This is a genomic window from Mycobacterium sp., assembly GCF_049280035.1.
GTDB lineage: Bacteria > Actinomycetota > Actinomycetes > Mycobacteriales > Mycobacteriaceae > Mycobacterium.
Genome location: NZ_JBAPPI010000038.1, coordinates 1 through 13,428, shown reverse-complemented (window position 1 = coordinate 13,428; position 13,428 = coordinate 1). Strand labels below are relative to the sequence as shown.

Here is a 13,428-nt window from a genome sequence, read left to right as displayed (position 1 = left end):
GGGTAACTCTCGGATATTCAGGGGTAGCCAGTGTAGAAGGAGTAGTTGCATTGGAGTCCGATCCTAGGGAAAACCGTCGGATACGACCCAGGCCCGTTACCCAAAACGGGGATCGGCGGCCAGGTAGGGTCACCGGCATGAGCGTCGCCGCCGACCGCCACTGTCCCGATCCAGAGTTTGCTATCGAGGACATGTGGCTGGGGGTTTTCTCGAACAAGGTGTTCGCCAGCGGGTTCGGGCAGCTCGGTGACGGTCGTAGCTTTGCATTCCGTATCGAAGGTCAGTGGCTTCTCGTCGAGATATTCCGGCCCAGGCTCAGCGGCCAGGTTCCCCAACCCGAAGACGTCGTCGCCACGGTGCGGCGCAACGTCGTCGACGTTGATATCGCCGACGAGCGCAGTCTGGCCGCCGCCGTGCGTGACGCGGTTGCCCTCGACGAGGTTTCCAACTAGATCACCCGGTACGGTCGTCGTCGTGACTGCGGCGCCGGCAATGTCTTGGTGGCAGGTTGTCGTATTGGCCGTGGTGCAGGGTCTGACCGAGTTCTTGCCGGTGTCGTCGTCGGGCCACCTGGCGATCGTGTCGCGGATCTTTTTTGCCGGCGACGCCGGCGCGTCGTTCACCGCGGTAACCCAGTTGGGCACCGAGATCGCCGTGTTGGTCTATTTCGCCCGCGACATCGTGCGAATCGTCAAAGCATGGTTTAGAGGTCTTTTTTGGGGGCGTCATGCCACCGCGCATCGCAATGCCGATTACCGGATGGGTTGGTACGTCATCATTGGGACGATCCCGATTTGCATCCTGGGTCTGTTCTTCAAAGACGAGATCCGCTCGGGCGTGCGCAACCTGTGGGTGATAGCCACTGCGCTGGTAGTGTTTTCGGCGGTGATCGCGCTGGCCGAGCGCCTCGGCCGGCAGGTCAGGCACGTCGACCGGCTGACCTGGCGCGACGCGGTCGTCGTCGGTGTCGCTCAGACGCTGGCGTTGGTTCCGGGAGTCTCTCGGTCGGGGGCCACGATCAGCGCTGGGTTGTTTCTTGGCCTCGACCGTGAGTTGGCTGCTCGATTCGGTTTCCTGCTTGCCATTCCGGCGGTGTTCGCCTCCGGATTGTTCTCGCTGCCGGACGCCTTCCACCCGGTGCTTGAGGGGATGAGCGCGACGGGTCCGCAACTGCTGGTGGCTACCGTGATTGCGTTCGTGGTCGGTCTTGCCGCGGTGGCGTGGTTATTGCGGTTTCTGGTGCGTCACAGCATGTACTGGTTCGTCGGCTACCGGGTGGCCGCCGGTGTGGGCGTGCTGATCCTGCTGGCGGCCGGGGTGGTGAGCGCCACATGACCGTCATCCTGTTGCGGCACGGCCGGTCCACGTCGAATACCGCGCATGTATTGGCCGGTCGTTCCGAGGGCGTCGATCTCGACGACAAGGGCCGTCAGCAAGCCACCGAATTGGTCGATCGAATCGGTGAGCTGCCGATCCGGGCGCTGGTGTGCTCACCGCTGCTGCGATGTCGGCGCACGATCGAGCCCCTCGCCGACGCGCTTGGTCTCGAGCCGGTCCTCGACGACCGGTTGTCGGAAGTCGACTACGGCGAATGGACCGGCCGCAAAATCGGCGATTTGGTCAAGGAACCGCTGTGGGGCGTCGTTCAGGCGCATCCCAGCGCGGCGGTGTTTCCCGGCGGTGAGGGGCTGGCGCAAGTGCAGACGCGTGCCGTGGCCGCCGTCCGTGACCACGACGCACGGCTGGCCGAGCAGCACGGCGGCGACGCGCTGTGGCTGGCCTGCACGCACGGCGACGTCATCAAGGCGGTTGTCGCCGACGCGCTTGGCATACATCTAGATGGTTTCCAGCGGGTTTCCGCCGATCCGGCATCGATGAGTGTGATCCGCTACACCCGGCTACGCCCATTCGTGCTGCACGTCAACCACACTGGGCCGCGGCTGACGTCCGCACTGACGGCGGCTCCGTCGCCAGACGGTGAGGCGCCGCCCGGCGATGCGGTGGTTGGCGGGTCGACCGACTGAGTGCAGAATTTACGACTCAGCCGCAACTGCCGGTATTTTGGAACTGCCATGTCTCGCGCGATTCACGTCTTCCGCTCACCCGACCGATTCGTCGCCGGGACAGTTGGCCAGCCCGGAAACCGCACCTTCTACCTACAGGCGGTGCACGACGCCCGGGTGGTCTCGGTGGTGCTGGAGAAGCAGCAGGTGGCGGTGCTCGCAGAGCGCATCGGCGCGCTGCTGATAGAGGTCAACCGCAGATTCGGCACACCGGTTCCCCCGGAGACCACCGAGGTTGAAGACCTCAGCCCGTTGATCACACCGGTCGACGCGGAATTTCGGGTCGGCACCATGGGCCTGGGATGGGACTCCGAGGCGCAAACCGTGGTAGTTGAACTGCTGGCCGTCAGCGACACCGAGTTCGACGCGTCCGTGGTGCTCGACGACACCGAAGAGGGGCCGGACGCCGTGCGGGTGTTCCTGACGCCGGAGTCGGCGCGGGAGTTCGCGACCCGTTCCAACCGCGTCATTTCCGCGGGCCGTCCGCCGTGCCCGCTGTGCGATGAACCGCTGGATCCCGAAGGACACATCTGTGCGCGGACCAACGGCTACCGGCGCAGCGCGTTGCTCGGGCCCGACGATGACGCCGAGGACTGACAATCGCGAGGTCCTGCGGCGCGGCGAGCTGACCGTCCTGGGACGCATTCGCTCGGCGAGCAACGCCACCTTCCTGTGTGAATCGACGCTGGATGGCGCGATCGTGCACTGCGTGTACAAGCCGGTCGCCGGTGAGCAGCCGCTGTGGGACTTTCCCGACGGCACCCTGGCCGGGCGAGAACTCGGCGCGTATCTGGTGTCGACACATCTGGGCTGGAACATCGTGCCGTACACCATCATTCGCCACGGGCCGGCCGGTCCGGGCATGCTGCAGCTGTGGGTGGACCAACCCGGTGACGCACCTGATTCGGACCCTGGGCCCGGACCAGACCCGGTCGACCTGGTTGAGGCTGACCGGCTGCCGCCCGGCTATCTGCCGGTTCTACGGGCGTATGACTATGCCGGCGAGCCGGTCTCGCTGGTTCACGCCGACGACATTCGACTTTGGCGAATGGCGGTGTTCGACGTGTTGATCAACAACGCTGACCGCAAGGGCGGCCACGTGCTTCGCGGTGTCGACGGCGGCATTTACGGTGTCGACCACGGGCTGTGCCTGCACGTCGAGGACAAGTTGCGCACGGTGCTGTGGGGGTGGGCCGGCAAGCCGCTCGACGACAACACCCTGGACGCGGTGACCAAACTGGTCGACGCGCTGGCCGGTCCGCTCGGGGAGGCTTTAGCCGAACACATCACCAGCGCCGAGATCGCGGCGCTGCGCCTGCGTGCTCGCGCGTTGCTGGACAACCCGGTAATGCCCGGCCCGGACCGCCACCGCCCGATTCCCTGGCCCGCTTTTTAACGTTCCGCCGATGGTACTGTGTGGTACCAATCACTCTCTTACGGTAGGGAGGCGCCGTGTCCGCTAAGGACCACCCGAACAACGCCCCAGGCGTGCCGATGGTGTTTCCGCCAGCGGTGCATCGCCTGGAAGTCAAGTACGTCAACCCGGTGGTCAAAAAGCTCGCGCGGTTTCTGCCGTCGTTCGCGGTAATCGAACACCGCGGCCGCAAGTCGGGCAAGCACTACGAGACCGTCGTCAACGCCCACCGCAAGGGCAACACGCTTGCGGTGATCTTGGGTCACGGCAAGGCGGACTGGGTCAAGAACGTGCTGGCCGCCGGTGAGGCCGACATGCATCTCTTCCGGCGCGACGTGCACGTCGTGAATCTGCGGGTCGTCCCCGCGGGAACGGATGACCCGGCCCTTCCGGCGCTCGCGAGGCGCGCGGCGCACCGAATGGGCGTGTTCGTCGCCGAAACCACCTGATACTGGACTGGATGAGCCCAGACGTGACAGACGCGGCGCTCGCCGCCGACCTGGCCGAGAAGGCGGGCGAGCTGCTGCTGGCGGTGCGCGACCACGTCGGCTTCGACCACCCATGGATGCTCGGCGATGCCGGCGACAGCCAAGCCAATTCGCTACTGCTGCGCCGGCTGCGCACCGAGCGCCCGGATGACGCGGTGCTGTCCGAGGAGGCGTACGACGACCTGGTCCGATTGCAGGCGGACCGGGTATGGATCGTCGACCCACTGGACGGCACGCGGGAATTCTCCCAACCGGGATGCGACGACTGGGCCGTGCATGTGGCGTTGTGGCAGCGCCACGGCGGACCGAATGGAGCCATCACCGACGCCGCGGTCGCCTTGCCTGCGATGGGGGAGCTCTACCGCAGCGACACGGTCGACGCGTCGACAGCGGTGCATTCCGGGCCTATTCGCATTACCGCCAGCTCCAACCGGCCGCCGGCGGTGTTGTATCACCTGGCCCGGCGGCTGGACGTGGAGTTCGTGCGGATTGGTTCGGCCGGGGCCAAAGCGATGTCGGTAGTGCGCGGCGACGCCGACGCCTACATCCACGCCGGCGGTCAGTGGGAGTGGGATTCGGCGGCGCCGGCGGGGGTGATCCTGGCCGCGGGGATGCACGCGTCACGGCTGGACGGCTCCGAGCTGGTGTACAACCGGCCGGACCCCTATTTGCCCGACTTCCTGATGTGTCGCCCGGAACTCGCCGACCTGCTGCTGGGTGCCATCCGGCTGGCCAGCTGAGCCAGCGCACGCTTTACAGTCGACGGTATGCAGTCCTGGCCTTCGGCACCGCCACCGACGCTGCCGGGACGCGGCCCGGAGTTGCGGCTATACGACACCTCCGACCGGCAGGTACGCCCGGTGGTCGCCGGGTCGACGGCCACCATGTACGTCTGCGGAATTACGCCGTATGACGCCACCCACCTCGGCCACGCCGCCACCTATCTGGCCTTCGACCTGATCCAGCGGCTGTGGCTGGATCTGGGACACGATGTGCACTACGTGCAGAACGTCACCGATGTCGACGATCCATTGTTCGAGCGGGCCAACCGTGACGGTCTTGACTGGCGCGCCTTGGCGGCTCGTGAGGTTTCGTTGTTCCGCGCTGACATGGCCGCGCTGCGGGTGCTGCCGCCACGCGAATACGTCGCGGCCACTGAGGCGGTGGCCGAAGTTGTCGAACTGGTGGAAAAGATGCTGGCCTCCGGTGCCGCCTACGTCGTCGACGACCCCGAGTACCCCGACGTGTACTTCCGCGCCGACGCCACGCTGCAATTCGGCTATGAATCCGGTTATGACCGCGACACCATGCTGCAGCTGTTCGCCGAGCGCGGCGGCGACCCGGACCGACGGGGCAAGACCGACCAACTCGACGCGCTGATGTGGCGTGCGGCGCGGCCCGGGGAGCCGAGCTGGCCGTCGCCGTTCGGTCCCGGCCGACCAGGTTGGCATGTCGAGTGCGCGGCGATCGCGCTCAGCCGGATCGGCAGCGGCCTGGACATTCAGGGCGGTGGCAGCGATCTGATCTTTCCGCATCACGAGTTCACCGCGGCCCACGCCGAATGTGTCAGTGGCGAGCGACGATTCGCCCGCCACTACGTGCACGCGGGCATGATCGGCTTGGACGGGCACAAGATGTCCAAGAGCCGCGGCAACCTGGTTTTGGTGTCGGGGTTACGGGCCGAGGGCGTCGAGCCGTCGGCGATCCGACTGGGCCTGCTGGCCGGCCACTATCGGTCCGACCGCGACTGGGGCGCCGAAGTGCTGGAGTCGGCGAATGCCCGGCTGCATCGGTGGCGCACTGCGACCGGGCTGCCCGGAGCGCCGGATGCCGCCGACCTCATTGCCCGGGTGCGCCGCTATCTCGCGGACGACCTTGATACCCCCAAAGTGCTTGCTGCATTTGATGGTTGGGCTACCGACGCGCTGGAATACGGCGGTCACGATGCCGACGCGCCCCAGGCCGTGGCAACGGCGGTGGATGCCCTGCTGGGAGTGGACCTGGATTCGGCGCGGCGGTAGGTTGCGGCAATGACCTCAGTGAACTCGCACGTCGTATTCATCACCGGTGGTGGCCATGGAATCGGGGCCGAGGTAGCCCGACGGTTGCACGCCAAGGGCGCCAAACTGGTGTTGACCGACCTGGACGCGGGCGCACTGGCGGCGATGTCCAGCGAGCTCGGCGGCGACGAACGAGTGCTTACCGCGACCGCCGACGTGCGAGATCTTGCCGCCATGCAGGCCGCAGCAAACCAGGCCGTCGAAAAGTTCGGTGGTATCGACGTCGTCATCGCCAACGCCGGCATCGCCAGCTACGGATCGGTGCTTCAGGTCGACCCGGAGGCGTTCCGGCGGGTCCTCGACGTCAACCTGCTCGGCGTCTTCCACACCGTGCGCGCCACGCTGCCATCGGTGATCGACCGCCGCGGCTACGTGCTGATCGTGTCGTCGTTGGCCGCGTTCGCGGCCGCTCCCGGCATGATGCCCTACGACGCGTCGAAGGCAGGTGTCGAGCACCTGGCCCACGCATTGCGGCTCGAGGTCGGCCAGCGGGGGGTCAGCGTCGGCTCGGCCCACATGTCCTGGATCGACACCGCGTTGGTCCGCGACAGCAAGGCCGATCTGCCGTCATTTCAGGAACTGCTGGCCCGGCTGCCCTTCCCGCTGAACAAGACCACCTCGGTGGACGACTGTGCGGCGGCGTTCGTCAAGGGCATCGAGCACCGGAAACGCCGGATTTATTGTCCGGGCTGGGTGCGGTGGTTCCGCTGGCTCAAGCCGGTGCTGTCAACTCCGTTCGGCGAGGGTGCGGTGTCCAAAACCGCGATGGAACTCCTTCCCCGCATGGACGCCGAAGTCGCCGCCCTGGGCCGCTCCACCAGCGCCACCAACGAGGCGTTGGAGAAGCACTGACGACGGCCCGCGTCAGGCCGGGATGCGAGCCAAGATCGCGTTGACGACGCGGGCCGATTGGTCGTTGACCACTGTCTCGTCGGGCCCGCACACACCCACATCGGCGGTGACGTTGGAGCTGGCCGTGATGGCGCGGGAACAGGCGAATCCGCGGCCGCCTTCGCGGCGGACCAACAGCACGTCCACGCCGTAGGAATGGCTCGGACCAAAGCCCATGAAGTTCACGTGAGTGCCTTCGAAGTTCTGTGTGATCGGCCGTTCGGCGCAGGCCTTCCATTGCGCGATGACGGTGCCGACGAACGCCCGCGCCGCGGCGGCATCGCGAAATGCCGCCACCGTTTCGCTGAACTGGCGTTCGTGAGGGTTCCTGGCGACCAGGCCACCGGCGCCGATCTGTCCCGACCTTCGATAGGTGGGCAGCCAGCCGGTCTGCATCACCGTGCCGCACGAGGGATCGGACAACACGCCGGACGGCAGGGTGCGGATCGCTGGGACGTCAGTCGGGGCAAGATCCGGGATGCCCAGCAGCGCACCGACATCGGCGATTGACAAGACCAGCGATTGCAGCTGGGAAACGCGCACCTGCACCGAACCCGCGCGCGAATCGCCCGGTGAGTAGACCGCGGTCCCACCGATCGCCTGGGAGCACGACACGACCACGATCAGCAGACTGGCCAGCAGTGTTGCCGCCGGCACCGCCCCGGCGGAACGCCGCCCCTGGCCAGGATTCGCCATCACTGCGGCACCTTGTCAGCGATTTGCTTGACCAGACTCAACGCCGCGTCGAGCGGGTTGGCGGAGTAGCAGACGGCGACGTCGATGGCGACGTTGTTTCGCACGGTCAATCCCCGCCCGCAGGCCATCGGAAGGTTCGCCATCTGATGGGTGATCGTGAGAATGTTGTCGCCGGTCACCCTGAACTCACCGAAGCGTTCGGGCAACCGCATATTGTCCCCGCCGTTGAAGGTCACGGTGCGTCCAACGCATTTCTGCCATGCCGCCTTCTGGCGGTCCAGGAACCGTGTCGCGAGCTCGGCGACAGGAAAACTGAGCACGGCTACAAAGGAATTCACCCCCGGTAGCGGTAATCCGCCGGGCGCCGTGGCGGGCTGGGGTTGGTCGGCGGACTGCAACTCCAGCGCCTGCCAGCCGCTGCCGAAATAGGCGGCCCGCTGGGCCACCATCCACGGGCTGGCGCAGTCCTGACTATCCAGGCTGTTGGAATCGATACCAATACCTGTGGTCACGCCGGTGATGGTGATTGCGGCGCTCATTGCAGCGCCGAGCTGATCAGCGGTGGGCAACAACGTCGGCAAATCCCGAATCGAAACCGGCTGCACTGTAACCTTTTTCGCCTGCGTCGCGGTGTCGGAGTGCCGACTCGTCACCACCGCACCGGTCACCGCTGCGGCCACCGTCAACCCGATTCCCAACAGTGCAGCGACAACCCGGCGCCGCCTCCCCTTTCGGCGGCGCGGCTGAAGCGGTCCGGGCGATGGTGCGGGCAGGAGCGGCGCTGGTGAGGTGGTCGGGGCCTCATTGACACCGGCGGTGATCCGCCACTGCACCGTCTGGTCCCGGCTGTGCAGCGCAACGGTCGCGGCCGATGCGAGTTCGCCGGCGGTGCGGTAGCGAAGCGCCGGATCCTTGGCCATGGCGACCGCGATCACCGCGTCCAGCGCCGGCGGCAGGCCCGGTGCGAGGTCAGTGACCCGGGGCGGTGGCTCCTGTAAGTGCGCGAGCATGACTGCGGGCGCCCCGGCGGCCGTCCAGTACGGGGTCTTCCCAGTGAGTAGCTTGAACAGCGCGCAACCCAGCGAATACAGGTCGGCGCGGTAGTCGACGGGTGTCCCCGCCAGCACCTCGGGGGCGGCGTAGGCCACCGTGGACATCACCTGTCCGCTGGCGGTCAGCCCGATCTCGTCGAGGGCGCGGGCGATCCCGAAGTCAGCCAGTAGCGCTCGTTCTTCGGTTGCATCGTGGGCGAGCAAAAAGTTCGCCGGCTTGATGTCGCGGTGTACGACATGCTGCCCGTGCGCGTAATCGAGCGCCGAGGCGACCTGGCCGACAATGTCGATGGCGCGCTGCGGTGTCATGGTGCCGGCCCGCAGCGCGGCGTCGGCGTCCTGGCCGTCAACGAATTGCATCGCGATCCACAACTGACCGGCGGGAGTTTCACCGCGTCGGTATACCGCCACGATGTTGGGGTGGGTGAGCCGGGCGGCCACGTCGGCTTCCCGGATGAACCGGGCCCGGAATTCCTTGTCGCGTGACAGCTCTGCGGAGAGAACCTTGATCGCGTCGCGGCGCGGCAGGTCGGGGTTGCTGGCCAGATACACCGCTCCCATGCCGCCCTCGCCGAGCTTGCGTTCGATGCGGTAGCCGGCCAGCATCGACCCACCGATCAGGCCGGGCTCAGTCACGGGCTCTGACATTACCGGTCCTGCGTGGGGCGGAATTTCACGCGCTCAGCCCGGCGGGACGTCGCCGCTGATCATCCTCGCAACTGACTTGGCCGGGTCTTGGACCGACGGCGAGCAGGCGGCGACGTCGACGACCACGTTGTTTTTCGATCCCGTCGCACGCTGACAATGCTGTCCGGGGGTGGGCTGCACTTGCTGGCTCAGCAGCCGGATCATTCCCGGTACGCCGACCGGCGCGCCCAGGGTCACCCCCGTCGCTCCGCTGCCGGGCATGGTGACCGTGATCGTTCGGTTCGCGCATTGCTGCCATTGACCGATCTGCGCGGCGACGGCGTTGTCGGCGGCGTCGGGGGTGGGGAACGCGATCAACGCCTGGGTGAGCGTGGTCCGCTGCGCAGGCTCAAGCCCGTCGCTGAGCGTCTGGACTTGCGCGCCCGAGTCGCCGAAGCTGGCATACGCCGCCACCTGGGCCGGCGCCCAGGCGCTCACGCATTGGCTATCTGATACCTCGGCCGAGGAGTCCAGCAGCGCCGTCGAGGTACTTGTTATCTGCAGGTGGCCGGTGCCCAGCGGAACGGAAAGTGCGTCGGCACTCAGCAGCAATCCGGGCAGCCCGGACGGCGACACTCGCGTCGGCGCGGCAGCGGCCGGTGACGACGTCGGCGAGGGTTTCCGCGCGGGCGGCGCGCCGGCGTGTTCGCCTCGGCCGGAGAAGATAAGCGAGGCGGCAGTGGCCACCACGGCGGTGGTGACGGCCAGCCCCGCGGCGACCCAACGGAACCGGCGTCGGCGCTGACCGGACTTACCGGGGACTGCTTGCGCGGTCGGTGTGAACTGCCCGCTTGACGCCGGACGCCACCATCCAGGATCGGCGGATTGCACGACGTCGACCATCCGGCTCGGCAACGCCGTCCGCAAGACGCCGGGCGGTGCGTCTTGCAGAGCGTCGTGTGCCGACTCCGCGAGCTCGGTGGCCGTCGGAAAGCGGCCCGCCGGATCCTTGGCCATCGCGCGAGCGATCACCGCGTCCAGTGCTGAGGAAAGGTCGGGCAACCGCTCACTGACGCGGGGTGGCGGTGCATGCAAATGCGCCATCATCACCGCCGCCGGACCGTTGCCGGTGGGAAACGGGGTGGTCCCGGTGAGGAGGCGAAATAGGCTGCAGCCCAACGAATATACGTCCGCCCGACCATCGAAGGCGTGCCCGGCGAGCAGCTCGGGTGCGGCGTAGGACATCGTCGCCAACACCGAACCGGTTGTCGTCAGCCCGACGTCGTCGAGGGCACGCGCGATTCCGAAATCGGCGAGCAGTACCCGTTCGGCAGCGCCACGTTGGGCAGTCAGCAGGAAGTTGGCAGGTTTGACATCGCGATGGACCACGTTGTGCCGGTGCGCGTAGTCGAGCGCTTTGGCGACTTCACCGACGATGCGTACCGCTCGTTGCGGAGTCATGGTGCCCGCTCGCAATGCCGTATCAGCGTCGTCGCCGTCGACGAACTGCATCGCGATCCAGAGTTGTCCCTCTGCAGTTTCACCACGGTGATGGATCGCCACAATGTTGGGATGAGTTAGGCCCGCGGCGACAGCGGCCTCCCGCACAAACCGGGCCCGGAATTCCGGGTCATTGCTGTGGGCCGACGACAGCACCTTCAACGCATCGAGGCGGGGCAGGTCCGGGTCCTGCGCCAGGTACACCGAGCCCATTCCGCCCGAACCGAGCACCCGCACGACGCGGTAGCCCGCGATCACCGATCCGGCGTCTGGCACGTCAGCGATCCTCTGGCAATGGGCCCCTCATGCGGTCTAGCGCCCGAAGCCCGGGCGGCGGCGGCGCAGGTAGCGCTCGAACTCGGCGGCCAGCGCATCGCCGTCGATCTTGCCGAGCGCCTCGTTCATGTCGACCTCGGCGTCACCGCGTTGCTCCAATGACTGCACGTACTCGGAGATTTCGTCGTCCTCGGCGGTCATCTCGGTGACCGCCTGCTCCCACTCCTCGGCCTGAGCCGGCAGGTCGGCCAGCGGTACCTCGATGTCGAGCACATCCTCGACGCGGCGCAGCAGCGCTACGGTCGCTTTCGGGTTCGGCGGCTGCGACACGTAATGCGGAACCGCCGCCCAGAAGGTGACCGCCGGTATGCCGGCCGCCACGCAGGCGTCCTGAAACACCCCGGCGATGCCGGTCGGACCCTCGTAGCGGGTCTCCTGCAATCCGAAGCGGTGCGCCGACTCGGGGGAGTAGGCCGCCCCGGACACCGGCACTGGTCGGGTGTGCGGTGTGTCCGCCAGTAGCGCGCCGAGGATCACCACGGTGTCGACGTTGAGCTTGTCGGCGACGGCCAGCAGCTCTGCGCAGAAGGTGCGCCAACGCATATTGGGCTCAACGCCGTGCATCAACACGATGTCGCGGTCGGCGCCGGGCGGGCGGCAGTGCGAGATCCGCATCGACGGCCATACCAATTCCCGCGTGACGCCGTCGACCTGCCGAATGACCGGGCGGTTTACCTGATAGTCGTAGTAAGCCTCGTCGTCGATCTCGACGATCGGGTCGGCCTCCCAAATGGCGTCCAGGTGCTCCAGGGCGTCGCTGGCCGCGTCGCCGGCGTCGTTCCACCCCTCGAACGCCGCCACGACGATCGTGTTGTGCAGTTCGGGAAGCGAAGCGCTGACATCCGGCGAGGTCACGCAATCAGCGTACGGCCTGATCGGAGTCCTGGTGTGGCGAGCGCTGTCAAGCGCCCAGGCATTTTCCATAGACCGGCTATGCTTGTTGGGATGACTTCCACCAACGGCGCCGGCTACGACACCGACCAGCTTGAGACGTTGTCGCAGCGCGTCGTTGTCGGGCGACGGCGGTATGGGCACTCAGCTGCAGGCGGCCGACTCACGCTCGACGACTTCAACAACCGGCGCCGACGCGGTCGATACGAAATACGTTCGGCTGCAATCTGGTTAACCTTGGTGACTACGACATTGCCGACAAGATCCGCGAGCTGGCGCTCGAGGACACCGCGATCGCCAAGCGGGTCGGGTCGAGCTGGGCGTCCAGACGTCGGGTGACGACGTAAACTTTTCTGGTCGAGAGGCGTTGCAACGGTTCTCCGGTCCCGCCGGTATCCGCCACGCTCGGCAGAGTTAAGGACGCCTTCCGCTACGGAAGGAACGTACGTGAGCGCTTACGCGAACACCTTTGCGCCGAACATCCGCCCCGACTGCGCCGACGAACTGACGGCTGCTCTCGGCCGGCGGATCATGGTGATCGACGGCGCGATGGGCACGGCGATCCAGCGGGACCGGCCGGACGAGGCCGGTTACCGCGGCGAGCGGTTCACAGAGTGGCCGACCGCTCTCCAGGGCAACAACGACCTGCTCAACCTGACGCAGCCGCAGATCATCGAGGGGATCCACCGCTAGTACCTCGAGGCGGGCGCCGACATTCTGGAGACCAATACGTTCAACGCGAACGCGGTCTCGCTCTCCGACTACGACATGCACGAGCTGGCCTACGAGCTGAACTACGCCGGCGCTGCCCTGGCCCGCAAGGCCTGCGACGAGTTCAGCACCCCGGAGAAGCCGCGCTACGTCGCCGGCGCCATCGGGCCGACGACGCGCACCGCGTCGATCTCGCCGGACGTCAACGACCCTGGAGCCCGCAACGTCTCCTACGACCAGCTGGTCGCCGCCTACCTCGAAGCCGTCAACGGCCTGGTCGACGGCGGTGCCGACCTCCTCATCATCGAGACGATATTCGACTCGCTGAACGCCAAGGCCGCGGTATTCGCCGTCGAGACGCTGTTCGAGGACCGCGGACGCCGCTGGCCGGTGATCATCTCCGGCACCATCACCGATGCCTCCGGGCGGACGCTGTCCGGTCAGGTCACCGAAGCGTTCTGGAACGCGATCAGGCACGCGAAGCCGATCGCGGTCGGCCTCAACTGCGCCCTGGGCGCGCCGGAGATGAGGCCCTACATCGCCGAGGTTGCGCGGATCGCGGACACCTACGTCTCCTGCTACCCGAACGCCGGCCTGCCCAACGCCTTCGGCGAGTATGACGAGTCCCCGGAGCGTCAGGCCAGCTACATCGCCGAGTTCGCCGAGGCCGGCCTGGTCAACCTGGTCGGTGGCTGCTGC

General features: G+C 66.9%; 13 protein-coding genes and 2 pseudogenes. 11 read left to right on the top strand and 4 right to left on the bottom strand.

Annotation, left to right across the window (positions count from 1 at the left end; translation table 11 throughout):
* The first annotated feature begins 137 nt into the window (after nt 1-137).
* From WAN71_RS01290 to WAN71_RS01250, 9 genes are read left to right on the top strand one after another with little or no spacing between them, the layout of a single operon-like run.
* Entirely contained in the window at nt 138-452 is a 315-nt protein-coding gene (locus tag WAN71_RS01290; protein WP_422223592.1) for a hypothetical protein, read from the top strand.
* Nucleotides 453-492: 40 nt separating this feature from the next.
* On the top strand, nt 493-1,335 hold the full coding sequence (locus WAN71_RS01285; RefSeq protein ID WP_422223594.1) for an undecaprenyl-diphosphate phosphatase: 843 nt from the start codon (nt 493-495) through the stop codon (nt 1,333-1,335).
* Nucleotides 1,332-2,024 (top strand): histidine phosphatase family protein, encoded by a 693-nt coding sequence (locus WAN71_RS01280; RefSeq protein WP_422223591.1) that lies wholly within the window; start codon nt 1,332-1,334, stop codon nt 2,022-2,024. Before WAN71_RS01285 ends, WAN71_RS01280 begins: the two co-directional genes overlap by 4 nt.
* Before the next feature lie 48 nt (nt 2,025-2,072).
* Entirely contained in the window at nt 2,073-2,660 is a 588-nt protein-coding gene (locus WAN71_RS01275; RefSeq protein ID WP_422223590.1) for a DUF3090 domain-containing protein, read from the top strand.
* Complete coding sequence (locus WAN71_RS01270) at nt 2,644-3,459, top strand: SCO1664 family protein (RefSeq protein WP_422223589.1); 816 nt, start codon at nt 2,644-2,646, stop codon at nt 3,457-3,459. The genes WAN71_RS01275 and WAN71_RS01270 overlap by 17 nt, the downstream gene beginning before the upstream one ends.
* Nucleotides 3,460-3,515: 56 nt before the next feature.
* Nucleotides 3,516-3,926 (top strand): nitroreductase family deazaflavin-dependent oxidoreductase, encoded by a 411-nt coding sequence (locus tag WAN71_RS01265; RefSeq protein WP_422223588.1) that lies wholly within the window; start codon nt 3,516-3,518, stop codon nt 3,924-3,926.
* An 11-nt stretch (nt 3,927-3,937) separates the two neighbouring features.
* Nucleotides 3,938-4,705 carry a 3'(2'),5'-bisphosphate nucleotidase CysQ gene (locus WAN71_RS01260; RefSeq protein WP_422223587.1) on the top strand — a complete coding sequence of 256 codons (768 nt, stop codon included), beginning with the start codon at nt 3,938-3,940 and terminating at the stop codon, nt 4,703-4,705.
* Between the two features lie 27 nt (nt 4,706-4,732).
* Entirely contained in the window at nt 4,733-5,986 is a 1,254-nt protein-coding gene (gene mshC, locus WAN71_RS01255) for a cysteine--1-D-myo-inosityl 2-amino-2-deoxy-alpha-D-glucopyranoside ligase (RefSeq protein ID WP_422223586.1), read from the top strand.
* Nucleotides 5,987-5,995: 9 nt separating this feature from the next.
* Nucleotides 5,996-6,877, top strand: a complete 882-nt coding sequence (locus tag WAN71_RS01250; protein ID WP_422223585.1) for an SDR family oxidoreductase — start codon at nt 5,996-5,998, stop codon at nt 6,875-6,877.
* 12 nt (nt 6,878-6,889) lie between these two features.
* Here WAN71_RS01250 and WAN71_RS01245 read toward each other — a convergent pair whose 3' ends face one another.
* The 4 genes from WAN71_RS01245 to WAN71_RS01230 form a co-directional block, all read right to left on the bottom strand.
* Entirely contained in the window at nt 6,890-7,612 is a 723-nt protein-coding gene (locus tag WAN71_RS01245) for a sensor domain-containing protein (RefSeq protein WP_422223584.1), read from the bottom strand.
* Nucleotides 7,612-9,270: a serine/threonine-protein kinase PknH/PknJ gene (locus WAN71_RS01240; RefSeq protein WP_422223593.1), complete on the bottom strand. Its 1,659-nt coding sequence runs from the start codon at nt 9,268-9,270 to the stop codon at nt 7,612-7,614. Before WAN71_RS01240 ends, WAN71_RS01245 begins: the two co-directional genes overlap by 1 nt.
* A gap of 75 nt (nt 9,271-9,345) precedes the next feature.
* Nucleotides 9,346-11,067, bottom strand: a complete 1,722-nt coding sequence (locus WAN71_RS01235; protein ID WP_422223583.1) for a serine/threonine-protein kinase PknH/PknJ — start codon at nt 11,065-11,067, stop codon at nt 9,346-9,348.
* 36 nt (nt 11,068-11,103) lie between these two features.
* Nucleotides 11,104-12,051, bottom strand: coding sequence for a PAC2 family protein (locus tag WAN71_RS01230; RefSeq protein WP_422223582.1), 948 nt, complete (start codon nt 12,049-12,051; stop codon nt 11,104-11,106).
* 21 nt (nt 12,052-12,072) lie between these two features.
* Between WAN71_RS01230 and WAN71_RS01225 the strand changes: the two are divergent.
* Nucleotides 12,073-12,326, top strand: a pseudogene (locus tag WAN71_RS01225) (hypothetical protein); the annotation flags it as partial.
* Nucleotides 12,327-12,371: 45 nt separating this feature from the next.
* Nucleotides 12,372-13,428: pseudogene (locus WAN71_RS01220) on the top strand (homocysteine S-methyltransferase family protein); the annotation flags it as partial.

Coding starts and splice junctions, on each gene's coding strand:
- WAN71_RS01290 (WP_422223592.1), top strand. CDS start 138: ATGAGCGTCGCCGCCGACCGCCACTGTCCCGATCCAGAGTTTGCTATC.
- WAN71_RS01285 (WP_422223594.1), top strand. CDS start 493: ATGTCTTGGTGGCAGGTTGTCGTATTGGCCGTGGTGCAGGGTCTGACC.
- WAN71_RS01280 (WP_422223591.1), top strand. CDS start 1,332: ATGACCGTCATCCTGTTGCGGCACGGCCGGTCCACGTCGAATACCGCG.
- WAN71_RS01275 (WP_422223590.1), top strand. CDS start 2,073: ATGTCTCGCGCGATTCACGTCTTCCGCTCACCCGACCGATTCGTCGCC.
- WAN71_RS01270 (WP_422223589.1), top strand. CDS start 2,644: ATGACGCCGAGGACTGACAATCGCGAGGTCCTGCGGCGCGGCGAGCTG.
- WAN71_RS01260 (WP_422223587.1), top strand. CDS start 3,938: ATGAGCCCAGACGTGACAGACGCGGCGCTCGCCGCCGACCTGGCCGAG.
- mshC (WP_422223586.1), top strand. CDS start 4,733: ATGCAGTCCTGGCCTTCGGCACCGCCACCGACGCTGCCGGGACGCGGC.
- WAN71_RS01250 (WP_422223585.1), top strand. CDS start 5,996: ATGACCTCAGTGAACTCGCACGTCGTATTCATCACCGGTGGTGGCCAT.
- WAN71_RS01245 (WP_422223584.1), bottom strand. CDS start 7,612: ATGGCGAATCCTGGCCAGGGGCGGCGTTCCGCCGGGGCGGTGCCGGCG.
- WAN71_RS01240 (WP_422223593.1), bottom strand. CDS start 9,270: ATGCTGGCCGGCTACCGCATCGAACGCAAGCTCGGCGAGGGCGGCATG.
- WAN71_RS01230 (WP_422223582.1), bottom strand. CDS start 12,051: ATGGAAAATGCCTGGGCGCTTGACAGCGCTCGCCACACCAGGACTCCG.